Genomic DNA, 16,801 nt, shown 5'->3' with positions numbered 1-16,801 from the left:
TCGTGTCAAGCACGAATTCCGGCATACGACGACGCACGACGCCGCATCGCATGCGGCCTGAGGGATCGACCGACTCAGCGCCCGCTGCGACCGAGCTGCGTGGTGATCTCCGTCACCTGGTTGTAGATGGAGCGACGCTCTTTCATGAGGTCGCTGATCTTCTTGTAGGCGTACATCACCGTCGTGTGATCACGGTTGCCGAACAGCTGGCCGATCTTCGGCAGGGATAGATTCGTGCGCTCGCGGCAGAGGTACATCGCGATCTGCCGGGCCGTCGCCACAGCCTGCGATCTGCTCGAGCCGTAGAGATCGTCGACGGTGAGTTTGAAGTACTGCGCCGTCGCCGTGATGATGTCGGTCGGCGAGATGATGTTCGCGTCGTCCTGATCGACGATGTCTCGAAGCACGGTCTGTGCCAGCGACATGTCGAGGCTCGACCGGTTGAGGCTCGCGAACGCCGAGACGCGGATGAGGGCGCCCTCGAGCTCGCGGATGTTGCTGGAGACGACCGTGGCGATGTACTCCAGCACCTCGTCGGGGATGTGGAGCCGCTCGGACTGCGCCTTCTTGCGGAGGATCGCGATACGCGTTTCGAGGTCGGGCGCCTGCACGTCGGTGATCAGACCCCACTCGAACCGACTGCGCATGCGGTCTTCGAAGCCGGTGAGGTGCTTGGGCGGCACATCGCTGGTGATCACGACCTGCTTGTCGTGGTCGTGGAGCGTGTTGAAGGTGTGGAAGAACGCCTCCTGCGTCTCGGCGCGCCCCTGCAGGAACTGGATGTCGTCGATGAGGAGGATGTCGACATCGCGGTACCTGGCCTGGAACGCCGATCCGCGGTTGTTCGCGATCGAGTTGATGAAGTCGTTCGTGAATTCTTCGCTGGAGACGTACCGGACCTTGATGCCGGCGTAGAGGCTGATCGCATAGTCGCCGATGGCGTGCAGCAGATGGGTCTTCCCCAACCCGGAGTCACCGTAGATGAACAGCGGGTTATAGGCCTTCGCCGGAGCTTCGGCCACGGCGACCGCTGCGGCATGGGCGAACCGGTTGGACTGACCGATGACGAAGTTGTCGAAGGTGTACTTGGGATTCAGTCGCGTATCGGTGCGGGATCCGGATGCCGGCTCCACGGGCTCTTCACGCGGAGACCTGATGGGCGTGAGGGTGGCGGTGGCCGCCGGCGCGGAGCCGTTGTTCTCGGCAGACGTCATCGGGGCGGAGGGCGCCGACATCGGAGCGTCCACCAGGTCGGGGTTGACCACGACGCGAAAGGCGCTGGCTGCCGGGTTTCCATCGACATCGACACGGGACAGCGCTTCGAGCAGAGGCGCGCGCATGCGCTTGTTCACCTGCGCGGCGGTGAGGTCGTTGGGGACGTCGAGGTACAGCGTCCCGCCGATGACACCCTGGGGCACGGCGAGGTTCAGGAAACCGTGGAGCTGGGGGGTGACCCGCTCGTCCGACGCCAGAATCTCCATGACGGCAGGCCAGAACGGTACATCTGGTGCGTCCTGCTCGGCCATATGCCCCCCGGGTGAGATTCGCGGTCCCAGGCCGCGCGGAGTCGACACGCCGGGCCTGTGGATAACTGCCGGAGCCACGCTAGTCAGCGCGGGTCGCGGGAGCAAACTCCACTGTATGGCCCGGCGGCGTGTCGTGCCAGCGCCGAAGTACGTCACACTGGTAATGCGACGAGAGGTCCAGAGAGCGCGTCGGTTTGAGTTCTCGAGCGTCTCGACGTAGCCTTAGTCGGTTGACTTATGCCCTCGTGGCAGTCCCCGTAACGTCGTCCCCGGTCCTCCAAGGGTAGAACCCCGTCCCGGTGACACCTGATCCGGAGTTGATCTCTATGAGCAAGCGCACCTACCAGCCCAACAACCGTCGCCGGGCCAAGAAGCACGGCTTCCGTGCCCGCATGCGCACCCGCGCCGGCCGCGCCATTCTCTCGGCTCGTCGCTCCAAGGGGCGCACCGAGCTCTCCGCCTGATCTGACCGGTGCTCGCGCGGTCGCATCGGCTCACCCGCGGTTCGGACTATAAAGCTGTCGTCCGCCGGGGGCGCCGTTGTGCAGGCGCTCACACGGTGACGTACGCATTGCGCGCTGCCGACTCCGCTGCGCCCCGGTTCGGGTTCATCGTGAGCCGGCAGGTCGGCGGTGCCGTCGTGCGCAACACCGTTCGACGACGGCTGAAGGCGGTGTGCGCAGAAGCGCTCGCCGATGTCGGCGACGGGCGTGACGTCGTCATCCGTGCCCTTCCCAGTGCCGCAAGCGCGACGTTCGCAGACCTTCGCGCCGATGTCACACGATGCCTGTCGCGGAGGATGACCTCATGAGCGTCCTGCCGGCCTATGCCCGTGGCGAAGCGCGCTTCGACGCATCCGCTGTTCTGTCCTCTGTGCCGCTGCTTCCCCGCAACGCACTTCTCGGGCTTCTCCATGCCTACCGTGCGACGATCTCCCACACGTACGGTGATGTGTGCAAGTACTACCCGTCCTGCTCGGCCTACGCGGTCGGTGCGGTGCAGCAGCACGGCGCCATCGTCGGGACCGCGATGACGGCGGCGCGACTTGCACGCTGCCATCCGTGGGCGAAGGGCGGCGTCGATGACGTCCCTCTCCGCTCCGGCTTCCGTCACGGCATCACCCCTCACGGCTTCGTCGTGCCTGCCACCCCTGGAAAGGACTGATCCGCCACATGGATCTCATCGGCATCATCCTCTGGCCCCTGAAATGGGTGGTCGAGCTCGTGCTCGTCGCATGGCACGCCCTCTTCACCGCGGTGGGGCTTCCGCCCGCTGACGGCATCACCTGGGTGCTGTCGATCGTCGGTCTGGTCATCGTCGTGCGCGCGGCACTGATCCCGCTCTTCGTCCGGCAGATCAAGAGCCAGCGCAAGATGATGGAAATCGCTCCTGAACTGCGGAAAGTTCAGGAGAAGTATCGCGGTAAGCGCGACCAGCTCTCTCGCGAGGCGATGAGCCGCGAGACGATGGCGCTGTACAAGAAGCACGGCACCACCCCGGTGTCGAGCTGCCTGCCGCTCCTCGTGCAGATGCCGATCTTCTTCGCGCTGTTCAGCGTGCTCAACGACGTCACCCGGCACGTCCAGGAGGGCATCGGCGGTGTGGGCCTGCTCAACGCCGAGCTCACGCAGCAGTTCTACGACGCCAAGCTTTTCGGCGTCGCTTCGCTCCACGAGACGCTGATCAACGCCTTCGAATCGAACAACGTCACGGCGATCATCATCCTGCTGACGCTCGTCGTGCTGATGATCGTGTCGCAGTTCTTCACGCAGCTGCAGATCATCTCGAAGAACCTGTCCCCCGAGGCCAAGACCGGCCAGGCGTACCAGATGCAGAAGATCATGCTCTACGTCCTGCCCTTCGCCTTCGTGTTCTCGGGCGTCTTCTTCCCGCTCGGAGTGGTCATCTACTGGTTCGTGTCGAACCTGTGGACGATGGGTCAGCAGTTCCTCGTCATCCGTGAAATGCCGACGCCGGGTTCGGATGCCGCGAAAGCGCGTGAGGAGCGACTCGCGCGCAAGGGCAAGGCCATCGACTCGTCGGGCAAGGTCGTCCCGATCGAGAAGTTCCAGGCCGAGCAGCAGCGCCTGCTCGAGGAGGCGGAACGTGCGAAGGCGACGCAGCCGAAGCGTCAGCAGCCGATGAGCAAGCAGCGAGCCAAGAAGCAGCAGCGCCCGAATCCTCAGCCGGGCCAGAAGCCCGATCCCGCGGCAAGCTGACCCCCGACCCTCCCCCGCGAAGGAAACCCATGTCTGACGTCGCGCCCGCTGACGCACGCCCACGCCGCGATGAGCCCTCTGTCGAGCAGCTCGAGGAAGAGGGTGATGTTGCCGCCGACTTCATCGAGGGTCTCCTTGACATCGCCGACGTCGACGGTGATCTGACCCTGGATGTCCGCGGCGGTCGGCCGTACGTGTCAGTCGAGGGCGACATCGGGGAATCGCTTTCCCTTCTGTCGGACCCTGACACCGTTCAGGCGCTGCAGGAGTTGACGCGCATCGCGGTGCAGAATCGCACAGGCCGGCTGTCGCGCGTGATCCTCGACATCGGTGGTTCGCGTGATGCGCGCCAGCGGGAGCTCGAGAAGCTGGTGGACCGCGCGATCGCGCGGTTGGACGACGGTGCGACGCAGGCCTCGCTGCCGGCGATGTCGAGCTACGAGCGCAAGCTCATCCACGACATCGTTGCGGAGCGAGGACTCGTGTCGGAGTCATACGGCGAGGGTGCTGACCGCCACACCGTCATCCGCCGTGGCTGACGAACCCTTTTCACGTGAAACGACGGCGGGTGTGGAAGCGGAGCCTGAGGTCGCAGCGACGCTGTTCGGCGGTGGTGTCGCGATCGAACAGGCACGGCGATTCACCCGTGCCCTCGCGGAGCATGGTGAGGAGCGCGGTCTGATCGGCCCGCTCGAGCTCCCCCGTCTGTGGACACGTCACGTTCTGAACAGCGTTATCGCCGCCCCGCTGTTTCCCGTCGGCCGAGTGGGCGACGTCGGATCGGGTGCAGGACTCCCGGGCATCGTGCTGGCCATCGCGCGTCCCGATGTGCAGTGGGTGCTCATCGAGCCCATGGAGCGACGGGTCGCCTGGTTGTCCGAACAGGTTGATGCGCTCGCTCTGTCGAACGTCGAAGTGGTGCGGGCACGGGCCGAAGAGTGGTCCGAGGGTCCGGTTCTCGATGCCGTGACCGCGCGCGCGGTCAGCGCTCTTCGTACCCTGCTGCCGTTGACCGCGCCCCTCGTGCGTGACGGAGGCGAGCTGATCTTCCTCAAAGGCCAGAACGCTCAGGCGGAGATCGACGCCGCAGCGAAGCAGCTGCGGAAGTTCCATGTCGTCGACGCGCGTGTCGAGCTTCTGGGTGAGGGTGTCCTGGCCGAGCCCACGCGCGCCCTGCTCGGTTGCGTCTCCCGGCCGAGCTGATCGAGCAGCGCCGCAGCCGCCTCCGCGGTGACTCGTCGTTCCGGGTCGGTGTTGTGCGTCCATGGTGGTCCACCGCCTTCGGTGATCGAGTAGCGCCGCAGGCGCGTATCGAGATCACGCACCTGCTGCAGAGTCCGGCGGACCACGATCCTTCCTGCACACAAGCGGTGAACCGGTGACTTATCCACGTCTGCGCGTACACGCCGGCTTCTACACGTCACGCAGCGGACCATTGTCCGATGGCCTACATGTACATCCTCGAGTGCAGTGACCGCTCGACCTACGTCGGCAGCACACGCAACCTCAATCGGCGTCTCCTACAGCACAACGAAGGGTGGGGCTCGTTGTACACCCGGACGCGGCTCCCCGTCCGTCTCCTCTACTTCGAGGAGTTCGAGAGCGTCGCCGAGGCCTTCCGACGCGAGAAGCAGGTGCAGGGTTGGGGTCGAGCGAAACGGCTCGCGCTTGTTCATGGGCGGCTGGAGCAGTTGAACGAACTGAGTCGCAAGGCCCGGCGTCCGGAATGACGTCTGCGGACGGGGAATCAGCAGATCGAGCACCCACGCGGGCTTCGTGGCCGTCTACGACTCCATGAATCTTCTGGCCGGCAGATCTTCTGAACGTGTCGTGTCGGCGAGTGAGGAGCAGTTTGCTCAGCCGCCGTCTGCGCGACGCTGGCTCGAGGGGGTCAAATGCGTTTCACGTGAAACGGGGTGGTCCAGCGCGCGGCCGCTCATACGTTTCACGTGAAACGAAGATGAACGGATCACGCCGACCGAAGCACTCGTTTGGTGGCCGGGTTCGATCCATCACGTAGGCGGTGCCCGCTGTCCACCTGGGTGACCCTCCGTGCGTCGGCGGGGAACTGCGCGCGGGGGTTCGCGCTCTCTCTGGGAGTGCGATTCTGTGTTTCACGTGAAACATCGGAAAGGACCGACCATGAGACTGGGCGGCGCTCTGGGTCGGTACAGTGGTTGCACTGCCTACGGGGTTGGCGACGGTCTGCGGCACGGGGACGCCGATCCGTCACCGCCACGAGCGCGGGCCGGCCAGTCATCAAATATCCACCGGTTCACGTGAAACGCCGCACTTCGCGCTTTGTCACGAGAGCGTGATTATGGGCCCGGACTCGACACGGGCGCTGTGGCGCCGCATCGACCAAAGAGCTGCGGGTGTTTCGCGTGGAACAAAGTGACGCGAATCCGTAGGAGCTGTGCGTGAGGCACCTCGGTCTCGAAATAGCGGGTACGCCGCCTACTCAAGCGCCGGACAGGCCACACGGTCATGTCGAGATCATCTAGGGAACTTGGTGTCGATGCGGCGGCTGCGCCACCTACCTGGCCTCCCGACGCGGGACGCGTTCATCAGAACTGTGCGTGAGGCACCTTGGTCTCGATACGGCGGCTGGGCTGCCTACTCGACCATCGGGGGTGAGTTGGTGTTTCACGTGAAACGGCGACGACAATCTAGCGCGGCAGCCGGAACGCTATGGTGGTCCCGCTACGCGACTGCGCCACCTACCCCACCACCGGATGGGCGACGCGTCGATCGGGGCTGTCCGTGAGACGCTCTGGCTCGATACGGCGCTAGGCCGCCTACTCGACCACCGAATGTGGGCCGGTGTTTCACGTGAAACGGCGTCGAGAATTGAAGCGCGACAGCTGGAGCGGGACGTTGGTCTCGATACGGCGGCTGGGCCGCCTACTCGACCACCGGACGTAGGGCGCATCCATCGGATCTGGGCGAGAGGCACCTCGGTCTCGATACGGCGGCTGGGCCGCCTACTCGACCACGGGCCGGTTGATGCGTCGATCGGACCTGGGCGTGAGGTGTTCCGGTCTCGATACGGCGGCTGCGCCGCCTACTCGACCACCGGGCCGCGGCATAGGCAGGTCATCTGGGGAACCTGGTCTCGGTAGGTGGTGCAGCCGCCTACTCGACCACCGAAGCCGCGGCATAGGTACGTCGTCTGGGGAACTTGGTCTCGGTACGGCGGCGATGCCGCCTACTCGACCACCGGATGAGTGAACGATTCTATGGCGAAAATGCCAGAACACCGGGGGCGCGGTGCGCCGGAGAGGCGTCAGGGGATGTCCGCGCGGGCGATTAGAGTGGAACAAGTGACGAACGAAGCGAGCGGAGCGTTTCACGTGGAACACGCCGAAGACCGGGCGCCCGCAGCATCCGTCACGTTCGACGACACTCCTCTCGCCCGCGAACTCGCCGATCTGTCGGCCCGCCGCCGCCGGCTCGAGGGCGTCGACGTTCAGTTCTCAGGCAAGACCCGCGTGTTGACTGTCGCGAACCAGAAGGGCGGCGTCGGAAAGACGACGACGACGGTCAACCTCGCAGCCGCGCTGGCCTCGCTCGGCGCCCGTGTCCTCGTCATCGACCTGGATCCGCAGGGCAACGCCTCGACGGCGCTCGGTGTCCCTCATGATGCGGACACGCCGAGCATCTATGACGTCCTCATCGATGACTTCCCGCTCGCGGACATCATCCAGACGAGTCCGGAGTCTGACAACCTTCTCTGCGCGCCGAGCACCATCCATCTCGCCGGAGCCGAGATCGAGCTGGTCTCCCAGGTCGCACGGGAACATCGGCTTCGCACCGCCGTCGACGACTTCCTCGCCACGACGCCCGAGCGTCTCGACTTCGTCCTCATCGACTGCCCGCCCTCTCTAGGGCTGCTCACGATCAACGCCTTCGCGGCTGGTCACGAGCTCTTGATCCCCATCCAGTGCGAGTACTACGCGCTGGAGGGACTGAGCCAGCTGCTCGGCACGGTGAGGATGATCCAGAAGCACCTTAACCCGCGTCTGCACCTTTCGACCATCATGCTGACGATGTACGACGGGCGTACCCGTCTCGCGCAGCAGGTCGCCGAAGAGGTGCGCCAGCACTTCCCGAAAGAGGTGCTGCAGACGGTGATCCCGCGATCCGTGCGCGTGTCCGAGGCGCCGAGCTTCGGACAGACGGTCATCGCCTACGACGGTCAGTCCGCCGGGGCCGTCGCGTACCGCGAAGCAGCGGTGGAGGTACTCCGCCGCGAGAGCAACACCCAGCATGAAGGAGACGCCTGATGGCGAAGCGCACAGGACTCGGACGCGGCATCGGCGCGCTGATCCCCACCAGTGAACCCAGCGAGTCCCGGCCCGCCGACGTTTTCTTCGCGCGCAGCGCGGTCGCCGTCGAAGAGCGCCCGGACACATCATCGCCCGCCGCCCCGAACGCCGGTTCTGCAGCGCCCGATCCCACCGACGGGAATTCGCCGGCCGCCCCGGACGACGACACCGTCGACCTCGTGGCCGTGCCCGGAGCACGACTCGTGCAGGTCGACCCGCACGCCATCGTCCCGAACCCGCGTCAGCCGCGTACCCACTTCGACGCCGATGACCTCGCAGAGCTCGTGCACAGCGTCCGCGAGTTCGGCGTCCTGCAGCCGGTCGTCGTCCGCGACCTCGGAGACGGCTCGTACGAGCTCATCATGGGGGAGCGGCGAACCCGTGCCGCCCGCGAGGCCGGCCTCGCGACCATCCCCGCGGTGGTCCGCGACACCTCCGACGAGCACCTGCTCCGTGACGCGCTTCTGGAGAACCTTCACCGATCGCAGCTGAACCCACTGGAAGAAGCGTCCGCCTACCAGCAGCTTCTCGAGGACTTCGGCATCACCCAGGAAGAGCTGGCCGCGCGGATCGGTCGCTCGCGGCCGCAGATCAGCAACACCATCCGCCTGCTGAAGCTCCCTGTTCCCGTCCAGCAGCGCGTGGCCGCAGGAGTGTTGAGTGCCGGGCATGCGCGTGCCATCCTGTCGCTCCCCGACGACGACGCCATGCAGCGCCTGGCCGACAAAATCGTGAACGAGGACCTTTCCGTCCGCGCGGCTGAGTCCGCGGCCAAGCTCACGGATGCCGGGCTGATCCGCTCGTCGCGCCCGAAGGCCGGCGCGCGCCGCGGCCACCTCGACGAGCTCGCAGAACGCCTCGGTGATCGCCTCAACACGCGCGTGAAGATCTCGCTGACCGCTCGAAAAGGCCAGATCAGCATAGATTTCGCCAGCATCCAGGACCTCAATCGCATCCTCGCCGAGTTGGGCGAGAACGGCTACGGCGACGGTTGAATCCACAGCTCCCGACGGCGGAGAGCCGAGTGTCAGCGAGGGCACGTAGGCTGGACAGGTGACTCCTCAGGACCGCTCTCCACGCCGACGCGCCAGTCTCGAACTGCTGCGCGCGGAGGCCTCGGATGAGCTTTCCGTGATCGTCACCGAGCGGCTTCGCGGCGGCGAGGATCCCTGGGATTTCATGGAAGACCTCCCGACCGTCGATGAACTCGTGGTCTTCACCCTGCGCGCCGAGCACATCGAGGCCAACGGCGGAGTCCGCCTGAATGCCGCGCGCCACTACCGCGTTCTGCGGCAGATCGCCCTCGACTATCCGCCGCTGACGCGCGCGGTCTGGCGCCTGCTGGGCACCGACACGCCCTATCGGCGATGGGACGCCGCGGTCCAGGCAGACGCGTCCTGACTCGCATCCCCGGGTCCTGCGCCGCGTCCATGCCCGGCGCGGCATGAAAGCCCGCACGCGCCGTCAACGACGAGAGCCCCGGTCCGCGGCGAACGCGGGACCGGGGCTCTCGAGCGAGGAGCTCAGGACAGGTAGGACGCCAGGTCCTGCTCGAGCGCGAACTTCGGCTTGGCGCCGATGATCGTCTTCTCGACCTCTCCCTTGTTGAAGACCTTCATCGCCGGGATCGACGTGATCTGGTACTTCATCGCGAGATCGGGGTTCTCGTCGACATTGAGCTTCAGAACCGTGATCTTCTCGGGGTTCTCGGCCTGGATCTGATCCAGGACGGGCGAGACCATGCGACACGGTCCGCACCACTCGGCCCAGAAGTCGACGAGCACCGGGCCGTCGGCCTTCAGGACATCCTGCTCGAACGTGGCGGAGGTGGTGGCCTTCGCAGTCATAGGTGTCTCCTTCGTTTCGAGTCCAACTGTGTGATCAACGTTCACGGGCGCCGTGATGTTCCCGAGCGACCCGCGTACCCGAGGGTTCGGCGCCTCAGGCAGCGTCAGCATCCGGCAGGCCGTCGATCTCCGCGACGTCGGGTGCGGGCGCGCCGGCCTCGCCGAGGGCTGCGAGGTAGTGCTCCACATCCAGTGCTGCTACCGTGCCGCTCCCGGCGGCCGTGACGGCCTGACGGTAGGTCGGGTCGATGACGTCGCCGGCGGCGAAGACGCCCGGCACGGATGTGCGAGACGTGCGCCCGTCGACCCACACGGTCCCGGCGTCGGTGAGGTCGAGCTTGCCGTGCACGAGATGCACGCGCGGGTCGTAGCCGATGGCGACGAAGATGCCCTCGAGGGCGAGCTCACGACGCGACCCGTCGACGGTCGACTCGAGCACGAGACCGGTCACGGCCTCCTCACCGAGGATGTCGACGACCTCGCTGTTCCACACGAACTCGATCTTGTCGTTCTTGAACGCCCGCTCCTGCATGATCTTCGAGGCGCGCAGCTCGTCGCGGCGGTGGATGACGTACACCTTCGAGGCGAACTTCGTCAGGAACGTCGCCTCTTCCATCGCCGAGTCGCCGCCGCCGACGACGGCGATGGTGCGCTCGCGGAAGAAGAAGCCGTCGCAGGTGGCGCAGTACGAGACGCCGCGTCCTGACAGGCGCGATTCGCCCTCGATGCCGATCTTGCGCGGGGCAGAGCCCGTCGCGAAGACGATCGACTCGGCCTCGTGCGATGCGCCGCTGCCCAGGGTGACGCGCTTGACGTCACCGTCGAGGTCGAGCGATACGACGTCGTCGTAGACGACCTCGGCGCCGAACTTCTCTGCCTGCTCCTGCATCTTGGCCATGAGCTCCGGGCCCTGGATGCCCTCGGGGAACCCGGGGAAATTCTCCACCTCAGTGGTGTTCATCAGCTCGCCGCCGGCCTCGACCGAGCTGGCGATGACGAGGGGTTCGAGGTTGGCCCGGGCCGCGTAGATGGCCGCCGTGTAGCCGGCAGGACCCGATCCGATGATGATGACGTGACGCACGACGCGCCCCTTTCGATTGCTTCCGGGGTTCTCAACACATGCTAGACGCCCGACATTCCACGCCACCGGTGTCTTCCACCCCGTGGAGAGGCGCGGCGACTCAGCCCTTCCCGGGCAGGAGGCGCTTGACCATCCCGATCGCGGGCGTCAGCTCCGGCGCGCGCACGAGCGCCAGCATCCCGATGTACACACCGAGCACCACGACGCCGATCACGACAGTGCCGACCGCGCCGAGGAACCGGTCTGAGACGGTCCACCCGTCCACCCCGCCCAGGAGCAGGAACACGCCCCACCCGGCGGCGGCCGCGGGAAGGGCGGCGAGAGCGAACCGGCCGAGCGACAGCATCCATCCCCGGACGTGGATGTCGCCGATCCGCCGGTGCAGCAACCACGTGGCGATGATGACCTGCACGAGGCTCGCGAACGACTGCCCGAGGGCCACGGCGGCGGCAAGACTCTCGAGGGGAAGGACGCCGGCTTCGTACGCAGCGCGCGCCGCCCACGCCGTCGCGACCACGACGCCGCACTGGAACAGGGTGAAGAAGAACGGCGTGCGGGTGTCGTTGTAGGCGTAGAAGGTGCGCTGCACGGTGAAGAGCACGGCGAGGGGGACGAGCCCGACGAGGTAGGCCAGCAGCACCCAGGCCGCCTCGACGGCGTCGTCGGCCGAGTTGGTGAAGATGCGCGAGGCCGGCACGGCGGCGACGGCGACCGCGGCGGTCGCGGCGACGATGAAGAAGCCGAGGGTGCGGATGCTGCGCCCGACGTCGGCACGCACCTCGGCCTCGCGTCCTGCGGCCGCGTGCTCACTGAGCTGGGTGAAGTAGGGCGTCCCGATCGAGATGACGATGATCGAGTACGGGAGCATGAAGATCAGCCACGCGTTGGCCATCACCGTCAGCGATGCGCCGGCACCCGATGCCTCGGACACCACTCGGGTTTGGACGAGGCCGGCGAGCTGACCCGCGACCACCATGAGGAACGTCCAGCCCGCGAGACGTCCGACCTGACCGAGACCGACACCGCGCCACACGAAGTCGGGTCGGACCCGGATGCCGGTGCGACGCCAGAACAGCAGCAGCAGCGCCGCCTGCACGACGATGCCCAGGGTGGCGGTGCCGCCGAGGACGGCCACGCGCGTGGCATCCCACTCGTTCACCAACTCGAGGTTGGAGCCGAAGACGGCGATGAACACACCGAAGCCGATGATGGAGATGACGTTGTTGACGATGGGCGCCCAGGTGAACGGCCCGAACACGCGGCGGGCGTTGAGGGTCTCGCCGACGAGCGCGTACAGGCCGTAGAAGAAGATCTGCGGCAGACACCAGTAGGCGAAGGCTGTGGCGAGGGCGAGCTGGTCGGCGTTGAAGCCGTCGGCGTAGAGGGCGATCAGCCACGGCGCGATGAGCAGGGCGATCGCCGTGGTGGCGAGCAGCACGACGGTGCCGAGCGTGAACAGCTTGGAGATGAAGCGCTGCCCGCCGTCGGTGTCGGCGCTGGCACGGACGATCTGCGGCACGATCACCGCGGTGAGGATGCCGGTGGAGATGATCGCGTAGATGTTGTTCGGCAGCTGGTTGGCGATCGTGAACGCGTCGGCTGCCTTACTGCCGACCGAACCGATCGCGGCGACCAGCACGATGGTGCGGAGGAGCCCCGTCACCCGCGAGACGATCGTGCCGGCGCCGATGAGGACGCTCGCGCGCCCGATGCCGCTCACGGGGCCACGCTCGCGTCATCTGCCGTCGAGCGCCGGCGCAGACGCCGGATCGTGCGGATGACCCCGATCAGGAGGAAGAGCCCGACGAGGGTGGCGAGCACGATCAGGCCGATCGACTCCCACTCGGCGCTGACGACGACCTCGACCGATTGCGTCTGCCCGATCGGTTCGAGCGTGGGGCTTCGCAGCTGCAGGTCGACCCGAACCTCGCCGTTGCCGAGGCGCGCCTGGACGGGAATCTCGACGCGAGCGTTCGACCCGGCGGGGACGGTGAAGGCCGTCACCTCCTGCACGTCGAGGCGGACGTCGTCGGGGGCGGCGCGCAGCTCGAGATTCACCGGCCACGGGAGGTCGTTGCGCACCCAGGGCCGGAGGGCCGAGTCGGCACTGATGAGCTGCGTGGTGCTCGGCGGCAGCATCTCCACCGCCGAGAGGGTCTCCTGGGTCTCGGTGCGGTGCTCGGTGAGCGCGAGGGTGCGGGCAGCGGGGGTGGCGAGCCATGACACCCCGAGCAGCTGCAGCAGCTCAGCGCGCTCGGGTCCGGTGAGCAGCTGAGGGTCGTCCATGATGCTGGAGAAGCGACCGATCCGGGCCTCGTCGTCGATGAGGGCGGATGTCGCGGCCGCGCGTTCCGCCTCGAGGGCACCCTCATCGTCGGTGAGCGCCGCGATTTCGACGGGTGCCGGCGGCACGGCGACGAGCCCCGGGAGGGAGAGCGGGGTCACGCCCGGCGCCTCGAGGGCGGCGGCGATGGCCGTGTCGAGGGCGACGTAGGAGCGAGCCGACGACCGGTCGAAGGCCACCAGGAGCGCCGCCCCCGGGGCGTCGGCCTTGGCGAAGGCGAGCTCGGCGCTCGCCGTGGCGAGCTCAGCCCCGCGCAGGACCGCGTCATCGAGAAGGGAGGCGGTCTGCAGGGCGTCGGAGAGGCGGCTGTCGTAGACGAGGACGCCCGCGCCCGCCGCGTCGCCGCGGGCCGGAACAGCGGCCCCGTCGGAGCCGGAGGCGGTGCGGTCGGACGGCACGAGTGTGAGCGCCGGCGAGCTCTCGGTGCCGAGCGGGGCGAGACCGGCGACGGTGTCGGGCGCGACCGCATCCCCGGCGGGCCAGTACACGGCCTCGCGGGCAGCGCCGATCGACAGCAGCTCGGCGAGGCCGGGGTAGACGGGGGCCGAGGGGTCGACGGGCGCCGATGGGGTGGCGGACGGGGTGGCGGAGCCCGCTCCGGGGGTGTTCGCACCCGGGGTGGGTGAGGCGTCGGTGCGGGGCGCGCCCGATGGTTGGCCGGCATCGTCCGCGCTGTTCTCGCCATCCGCGCCGTCCTGCGGGGGGAAGTCGCCGGCGTCCATGTACGACAGCAGCGACGTCGGCTGGAGGGGCACGGTCAGCCCGGCGCGCAGCTGCGTGGCCACGTCGGCGTCGCCGAACTGGGTCGCGAACCGCGAGTTCGGCAGGGAGAGGAGGCGGTCGAGCCACTCCACGGCCTGCTCGGGGGCGCTGTCGCCCAGGACGCGGATGCTGGCGGGGATCGCCGGATCGATCGCGAGGATGGCCGCTGTGCCTTCGACCCCGGTGAGCTGGGCGTCGAGGTCGCCGCCGGGGGCGGTGAGGGCGGCGAGCTCATCGGCAGTGAGCAGCCCCGCCGAGAGCGCCGGGGCGGTGATCGGCACCATGGCGGCCACGGCCGCGGTGGCCGCGGGATCGGGCACGACGATGACGCTGCGCGCCTCGAGTTCGCCATCAGCGCCGGCGAGCTGCGCGGTGATCGGATAGACGCCGGGGGCTCTGCCGGTGAGGACGGGGTCATCGGCGGCGACCGTGACGGCGACCGTCTGCCGCGCGCCGGACGCGACCGGCTCGACCGGTGCCCTTCCGGCCTCCTGCACCGCAGCGCCGTCACTGCCGGCGAGCCACGCGTCGAGGGCCCGGCGATCGGCCAGCGACTCGAGGCCGACCGAGAGCACGGCCTCGGCCCCGGCGGTCGGCAGCTCGGTGCCGTTGTCGACGGTCACGGAGGCGATGAGCGCCTGACCGGCGGTGACGACACCTCCGCCGATGGGGGCGACGAGCAGCGCCACCTCTCCCGAGAGCGCGGGCACGCCGTCGGAGGGCGTCGGACTCGGACTCGGGCTGGCCGCAGCCGGCCGCTCCTGCGTCGCGACGACCGGTGGGCTTCCGGGTACGGCGGCTGCTGCGCCCGCCGGTGACCCTGCCAGGGTCAGGAGGGTCGCGAACGCGGCGACCGTCGCGCTCCAGCGGGCGCGCGTGCCGCGTCGGGATCTCGCCCGCGGGTCGGAGGGGCTCTGCGTCATAGATGGGCGGCCCCGGGAGTCGCTGTGTGCGACCGAAGACCCGCGGCCGGGTGCGATTCTACGGTCCGGGCCTCCGAGGTTGCCGATGCCCTTCCGCGCAGCGGCTGATCGGCTTCCGCGCCGCGGTCGGATCACCCGACCCGATCCGGACCGGGCGATCGGCTTGAATGGACAGATGCCCCCCGCCCCCCGCCCGACCGTCGCGCCGCTTCCCGAGCCCGATCCGGTGCGTTGCCGGGCGCTCGCCGATGACCTGCGGGCCGCCGACTTCACCTCCGAGGCGCTTCGGGCCGCCTGGGGGCCTGTGGCCGACACCGCCATCGCCCGGGGTCTGCGCGGTCCGGCCAGGGCCGCCCTCGGCGACCGGGCCGATCCTCTCGCCGTTCTCGGGCGCCTCTTCGTGCTCGGCGTCACCGAGCCCGCGGGTCCCGTGGCGGAATCCGTCCCCCACGCCGGAATCGAGGGACTCCTCGCCCTCGGGCTGGTGGAGAGGACGGCCGACCCGGATGCCGCGGTGCGGCCGCTGGCGATCATCCGCCCCCAGTCGTTCGTCGACGAGCAGGGCGAGGGCGAATGGCAGGTCGCCAGCGACCTCGACGAAGCAGCGCTCGCCGGGCCTCTCGCCGAGGGCCATGTCCTGGGAGTCGGCGGTGCGTCGCAGACCCTCGCGCGGTTGCAGCTGCCGGGCGGCGGGGCGGACCGCGGTCTGGACCTCGGCACCGGCTGCGGCATCCAGGCCCTGCGGCTCCGACGCGGGGTGCGGCGGGTGGTGGCGACGGACATCTCCGAGCGCGCACTGCGGTTCACTCGTCTCAACGCGCTGCTGAACGGCGTCGACGACATCCACACCCGGCACGGGAGCCTGTTCGACCCGCTCGAGCCGGGCGAGAAGTTCGACCGGATCGTCTCGAACCCGCCGTTCGTCATCACCCCGCGCGTCGACGGGGTGCCGGCCTATGAGTACCGCGACGGCGGGCTCGTCGGCGACGCGCTCGTCGCCGAGGTGGTCACCGGGCTCGGGGTGCATCTCGCCCCCGGTGGCGTGGCGCAGCTGCTCGGCAACTGGGAGTACCGCGAGGGTGCGGACGGTGCCGAAGAGGACGGCCTCGATCGCGTGCGCAGCTGGGTCGCCGACGCACCGGTCGCCCTCGACGCCTGGGTGATCGAGCGCGAGCGTCTCGACCCGCTGGCGTACGCGGAGCTGTGGATCCGCGACGGCGGAACGGCGCCCGGCACGCCGGAGTACGCCCGACTCATCGAGGCGTGGCTCGACGACTTCGCCCGCCGCGGCGTCACCGGGGTGGGGTTCGGGTACATCCTGCTGCACCGCCCGCCGTCCTGGCGGGTGACGCTCGAGCGATACGAGCGCGTGCGCGGCACCGCCGAGGCCACCGGCGCCGACCTCGCCGCCTCGCTCGCCGCGCACGCCCGGCTGGTGTCGCTCGGGGAGGGTCCGGCCGGGCACGCGGCGCTCGCGGCATCCGTCCTCCGGGTCGCGCCCGATGTGACCGAGGCCCGCCATCACCGTCCCGGCGAAGAGGCGCCGACCGTCATCGAGCTGCACCAGGGCGGCGCCTTCGGCCGGGTCGTGGCCGTCGATCCGGCACTCGCCGCGCTCGTCGGCGCGAGCGACGGCGACCTCGCCGTCGGGCCTCTCGTCGACGCGATCGCGCAGCTGCTCGAGGTCGACCCCGAGGCGCTACGCGCCGACCTGCTGCCGCGGGTGCGGGAGCTGCTGTTCACCGGCTTCCTCCTCTTCGCCGACTGAGCC

Annotated in this window: 16 protein-coding genes; 11 read left to right on the top strand and 5 right to left on the bottom strand. The window is 68.4% G+C overall.

Features of this window, described 5'->3' with window-relative positions; all coding sequences use genetic code 11:
• Nucleotides 1-74: 74 nt before the first annotated feature.
• Complete coding sequence (dnaA, locus tag HDC37_RS14540; protein WP_179561108.1) at nt 75-1,526, bottom strand: chromosomal replication initiator protein DnaA; 1,452 nt, start codon at nt 1,524-1,526, stop codon at nt 75-77.
• Nucleotides 1,527-1,852: 326 nt separating this feature from the next.
• Between dnaA and rpmH the strand changes: the two genes are divergently transcribed.
• The 10 genes from rpmH (at nt 1,853) to HDC37_RS14495 (ending at nt 9,474) form a co-directional block, all read left to right on the top strand.
• On the top strand, nt 1,853-1,990 hold the full coding sequence (gene rpmH, locus HDC37_RS14535) for a 50S ribosomal protein L34 (RefSeq protein ID WP_124292004.1): 138 nt from the start codon (nt 1,853-1,855) through the stop codon (nt 1,988-1,990).
• A gap of 8 nt (nt 1,991-1,998) precedes the next feature.
• On the top strand, nt 1,999-2,337 hold the full coding sequence (gene rnpA, locus HDC37_RS14530) for a ribonuclease P protein component (protein ID WP_179561107.1): 339 nt from the start codon (nt 1,999-2,001) through the stop codon (nt 2,335-2,337).
• Nucleotides 2,334-2,690: a membrane protein insertion efficiency factor YidD gene (gene yidD, locus HDC37_RS14525; protein WP_179561106.1), complete on the top strand. Its 357-nt coding sequence runs from the start codon at nt 2,334-2,336 to the stop codon at nt 2,688-2,690. Before rnpA ends, yidD begins: the two co-directional genes overlap by 4 nt.
• 8 nt (nt 2,691-2,698) lie before the next feature.
• A complete protein-coding gene (yidC, locus tag HDC37_RS14520) occupies nt 2,699-3,745 on the top strand; it encodes a membrane protein insertase YidC (RefSeq protein WP_179561105.1) in 1,047 nt (348 codons plus the stop codon).
• 29 nt (nt 3,746-3,774) lie between these two features.
• Nucleotides 3,775-4,284 carry a R3H domain-containing nucleic acid-binding protein gene (locus HDC37_RS17320; RefSeq protein ID WP_257021532.1) on the top strand — a complete coding sequence of 170 codons (510 nt, stop codon included), beginning with the start codon at nt 3,775-3,777 and terminating at the stop codon, nt 4,282-4,284.
• Between the two features lie 31 nt (nt 4,285-4,315).
• On the top strand, nt 4,316-4,948 hold the full coding sequence (rsmG, locus tag HDC37_RS14515) for a 16S rRNA (guanine(527)-N(7))-methyltransferase RsmG (RefSeq protein WP_308472234.1): 633 nt from the start codon (nt 4,316-4,318) through the stop codon (nt 4,946-4,948).
• A 239-nt stretch (nt 4,949-5,187) separates the two neighbouring features.
• Nucleotides 5,188-5,475, top strand: a complete 288-nt coding sequence (locus tag HDC37_RS14510; RefSeq protein WP_218869843.1) for a GIY-YIG nuclease family protein — start codon at nt 5,188-5,190, stop codon at nt 5,473-5,475.
• Nucleotides 5,476-7,038: 1,563 nt separating this feature from the next.
• Entirely contained in the window at nt 7,039-8,031 is a 993-nt protein-coding gene (locus HDC37_RS14505) for a ParA family protein (protein ID WP_374939193.1), read from the top strand.
• A complete protein-coding gene (locus tag HDC37_RS14500; protein WP_179561103.1) occupies nt 8,031-9,068 on the top strand; it encodes a ParB/RepB/Spo0J family partition protein in 1,038 nt (345 codons plus the stop codon). Before HDC37_RS14505 ends, HDC37_RS14500 begins: the two co-directional genes overlap by 1 nt.
• Before the next feature lie 58 nt (nt 9,069-9,126).
• Nucleotides 9,127-9,474: a tryptophan synthase subunit alpha gene (locus HDC37_RS14495; protein ID WP_179561102.1), complete on the top strand. Its 348-nt coding sequence runs from the start codon at nt 9,127-9,129 to the stop codon at nt 9,472-9,474.
• Between the two features lie 122 nt (nt 9,475-9,596).
• On the opposite strand, the gene trxA is transcribed toward HDC37_RS14495, so the two are convergent.
• From trxA to HDC37_RS14475, 4 genes are all read right to left on the bottom strand, one after another.
• Nucleotides 9,597-9,920, bottom strand: a complete 324-nt coding sequence (trxA, locus tag HDC37_RS14490; RefSeq protein ID WP_124291993.1) for a thioredoxin — start codon at nt 9,918-9,920, stop codon at nt 9,597-9,599.
• 94 nt (nt 9,921-10,014) lie between these two features.
• A complete protein-coding gene (gene trxB, locus HDC37_RS14485) occupies nt 10,015-11,001 on the bottom strand; it encodes a thioredoxin-disulfide reductase (protein WP_179561101.1) in 987 nt (328 codons plus the stop codon).
• 100 nt (nt 11,002-11,101) lie between these two features.
• Nucleotides 11,102-12,721, bottom strand: coding sequence for a murein biosynthesis integral membrane protein MurJ (gene murJ / locus HDC37_RS14480; RefSeq protein WP_179561100.1), 1,620 nt, complete (start codon nt 12,719-12,721; stop codon nt 11,102-11,104).
• Nucleotides 12,718-15,030 carry a DUF6049 family protein gene (locus tag HDC37_RS14475; protein WP_179561099.1) on the bottom strand — a complete coding sequence of 771 codons (2,313 nt, stop codon included), beginning with the start codon at nt 15,028-15,030 and terminating at the stop codon, nt 12,718-12,720. The genes murJ and HDC37_RS14475 overlap by 4 nt, the downstream gene beginning before the upstream one ends.
• 175 nt (nt 15,031-15,205) lie before the next feature.
• Here HDC37_RS14475 and HDC37_RS14470 point away from each other — a divergent pair, with 175 nt between their 5' ends.
• On the top strand, nt 15,206-16,798 hold the full coding sequence (locus tag HDC37_RS14470) for a methyltransferase (protein WP_179561098.1): 1,593 nt from the start codon (nt 15,206-15,208) through the stop codon (nt 16,796-16,798).
• The last annotated feature ends 3 nt before the right edge of the window (nt 16,799-16,801 follow it).

This window comes from Microbacterium sp. AK009 (assembly GCF_013410955.1).
In the GTDB taxonomy this organism is placed as follows: domain Bacteria; phylum Actinomycetota; class Actinomycetes; order Actinomycetales; family Microbacteriaceae; genus Microbacterium.
Note: the sequence above shows the minus strand (reverse complement) of the source record. Positions and strands in the feature narration are given on the sequence as shown.

Bases quoted from the DNA above. Each gene is read 5' to 3' on its own strand.
- HDC37_RS14475 (WP_179561099.1), bottom strand. From the start codon at position 15,030: ATGACGCAGAGCCCCTCCGACCCGCGGGCGAGATCCCGACGCGGCACG.
- dnaA (WP_179561108.1), bottom strand. From the start codon at position 1,526: ATGGCCGAGCAGGACGCACCAGATGTACCGTTCTGGCCTGCCGTCATG.
- HDC37_RS14510 (WP_218869843.1), top strand. From the start codon at position 5,188: ATGGCCTACATGTACATCCTCGAGTGCAGTGACCGCTCGACCTACGTC.
- HDC37_RS14470 (WP_179561098.1), top strand. From the start codon at position 15,206: ATGCCCCCCGCCCCCCGCCCGACCGTCGCGCCGCTTCCCGAGCCCGAT.
- HDC37_RS17320 (WP_257021532.1), top strand. From the start codon at position 3,775: ATGTCTGACGTCGCGCCCGCTGACGCACGCCCACGCCGCGATGAGCCC.
- HDC37_RS14505 (WP_374939193.1), top strand. From the start codon at position 7,039: ATGTCCGCGCGGGCGATTAGAGTGGAACAAGTGACGAACGAAGCGAGC.
- HDC37_RS14500 (WP_179561103.1), top strand. From the start codon at position 8,031: ATGGCGAAGCGCACAGGACTCGGACGCGGCATCGGCGCGCTGATCCCC.
- yidC (WP_179561105.1), top strand. From the start codon at position 2,699: ATGGATCTCATCGGCATCATCCTCTGGCCCCTGAAATGGGTGGTCGAG.
- rpmH (WP_124292004.1), top strand. From the start codon at position 1,853: ATGAGCAAGCGCACCTACCAGCCCAACAACCGTCGCCGGGCCAAGAAG.
- yidD (WP_179561106.1), top strand. From the start codon at position 2,334: ATGAGCGTCCTGCCGGCCTATGCCCGTGGCGAAGCGCGCTTCGACGCA.
- trxA (WP_124291993.1), bottom strand. From the start codon at position 9,920: ATGACTGCGAAGGCCACCACCTCCGCCACGTTCGAGCAGGATGTCCTG.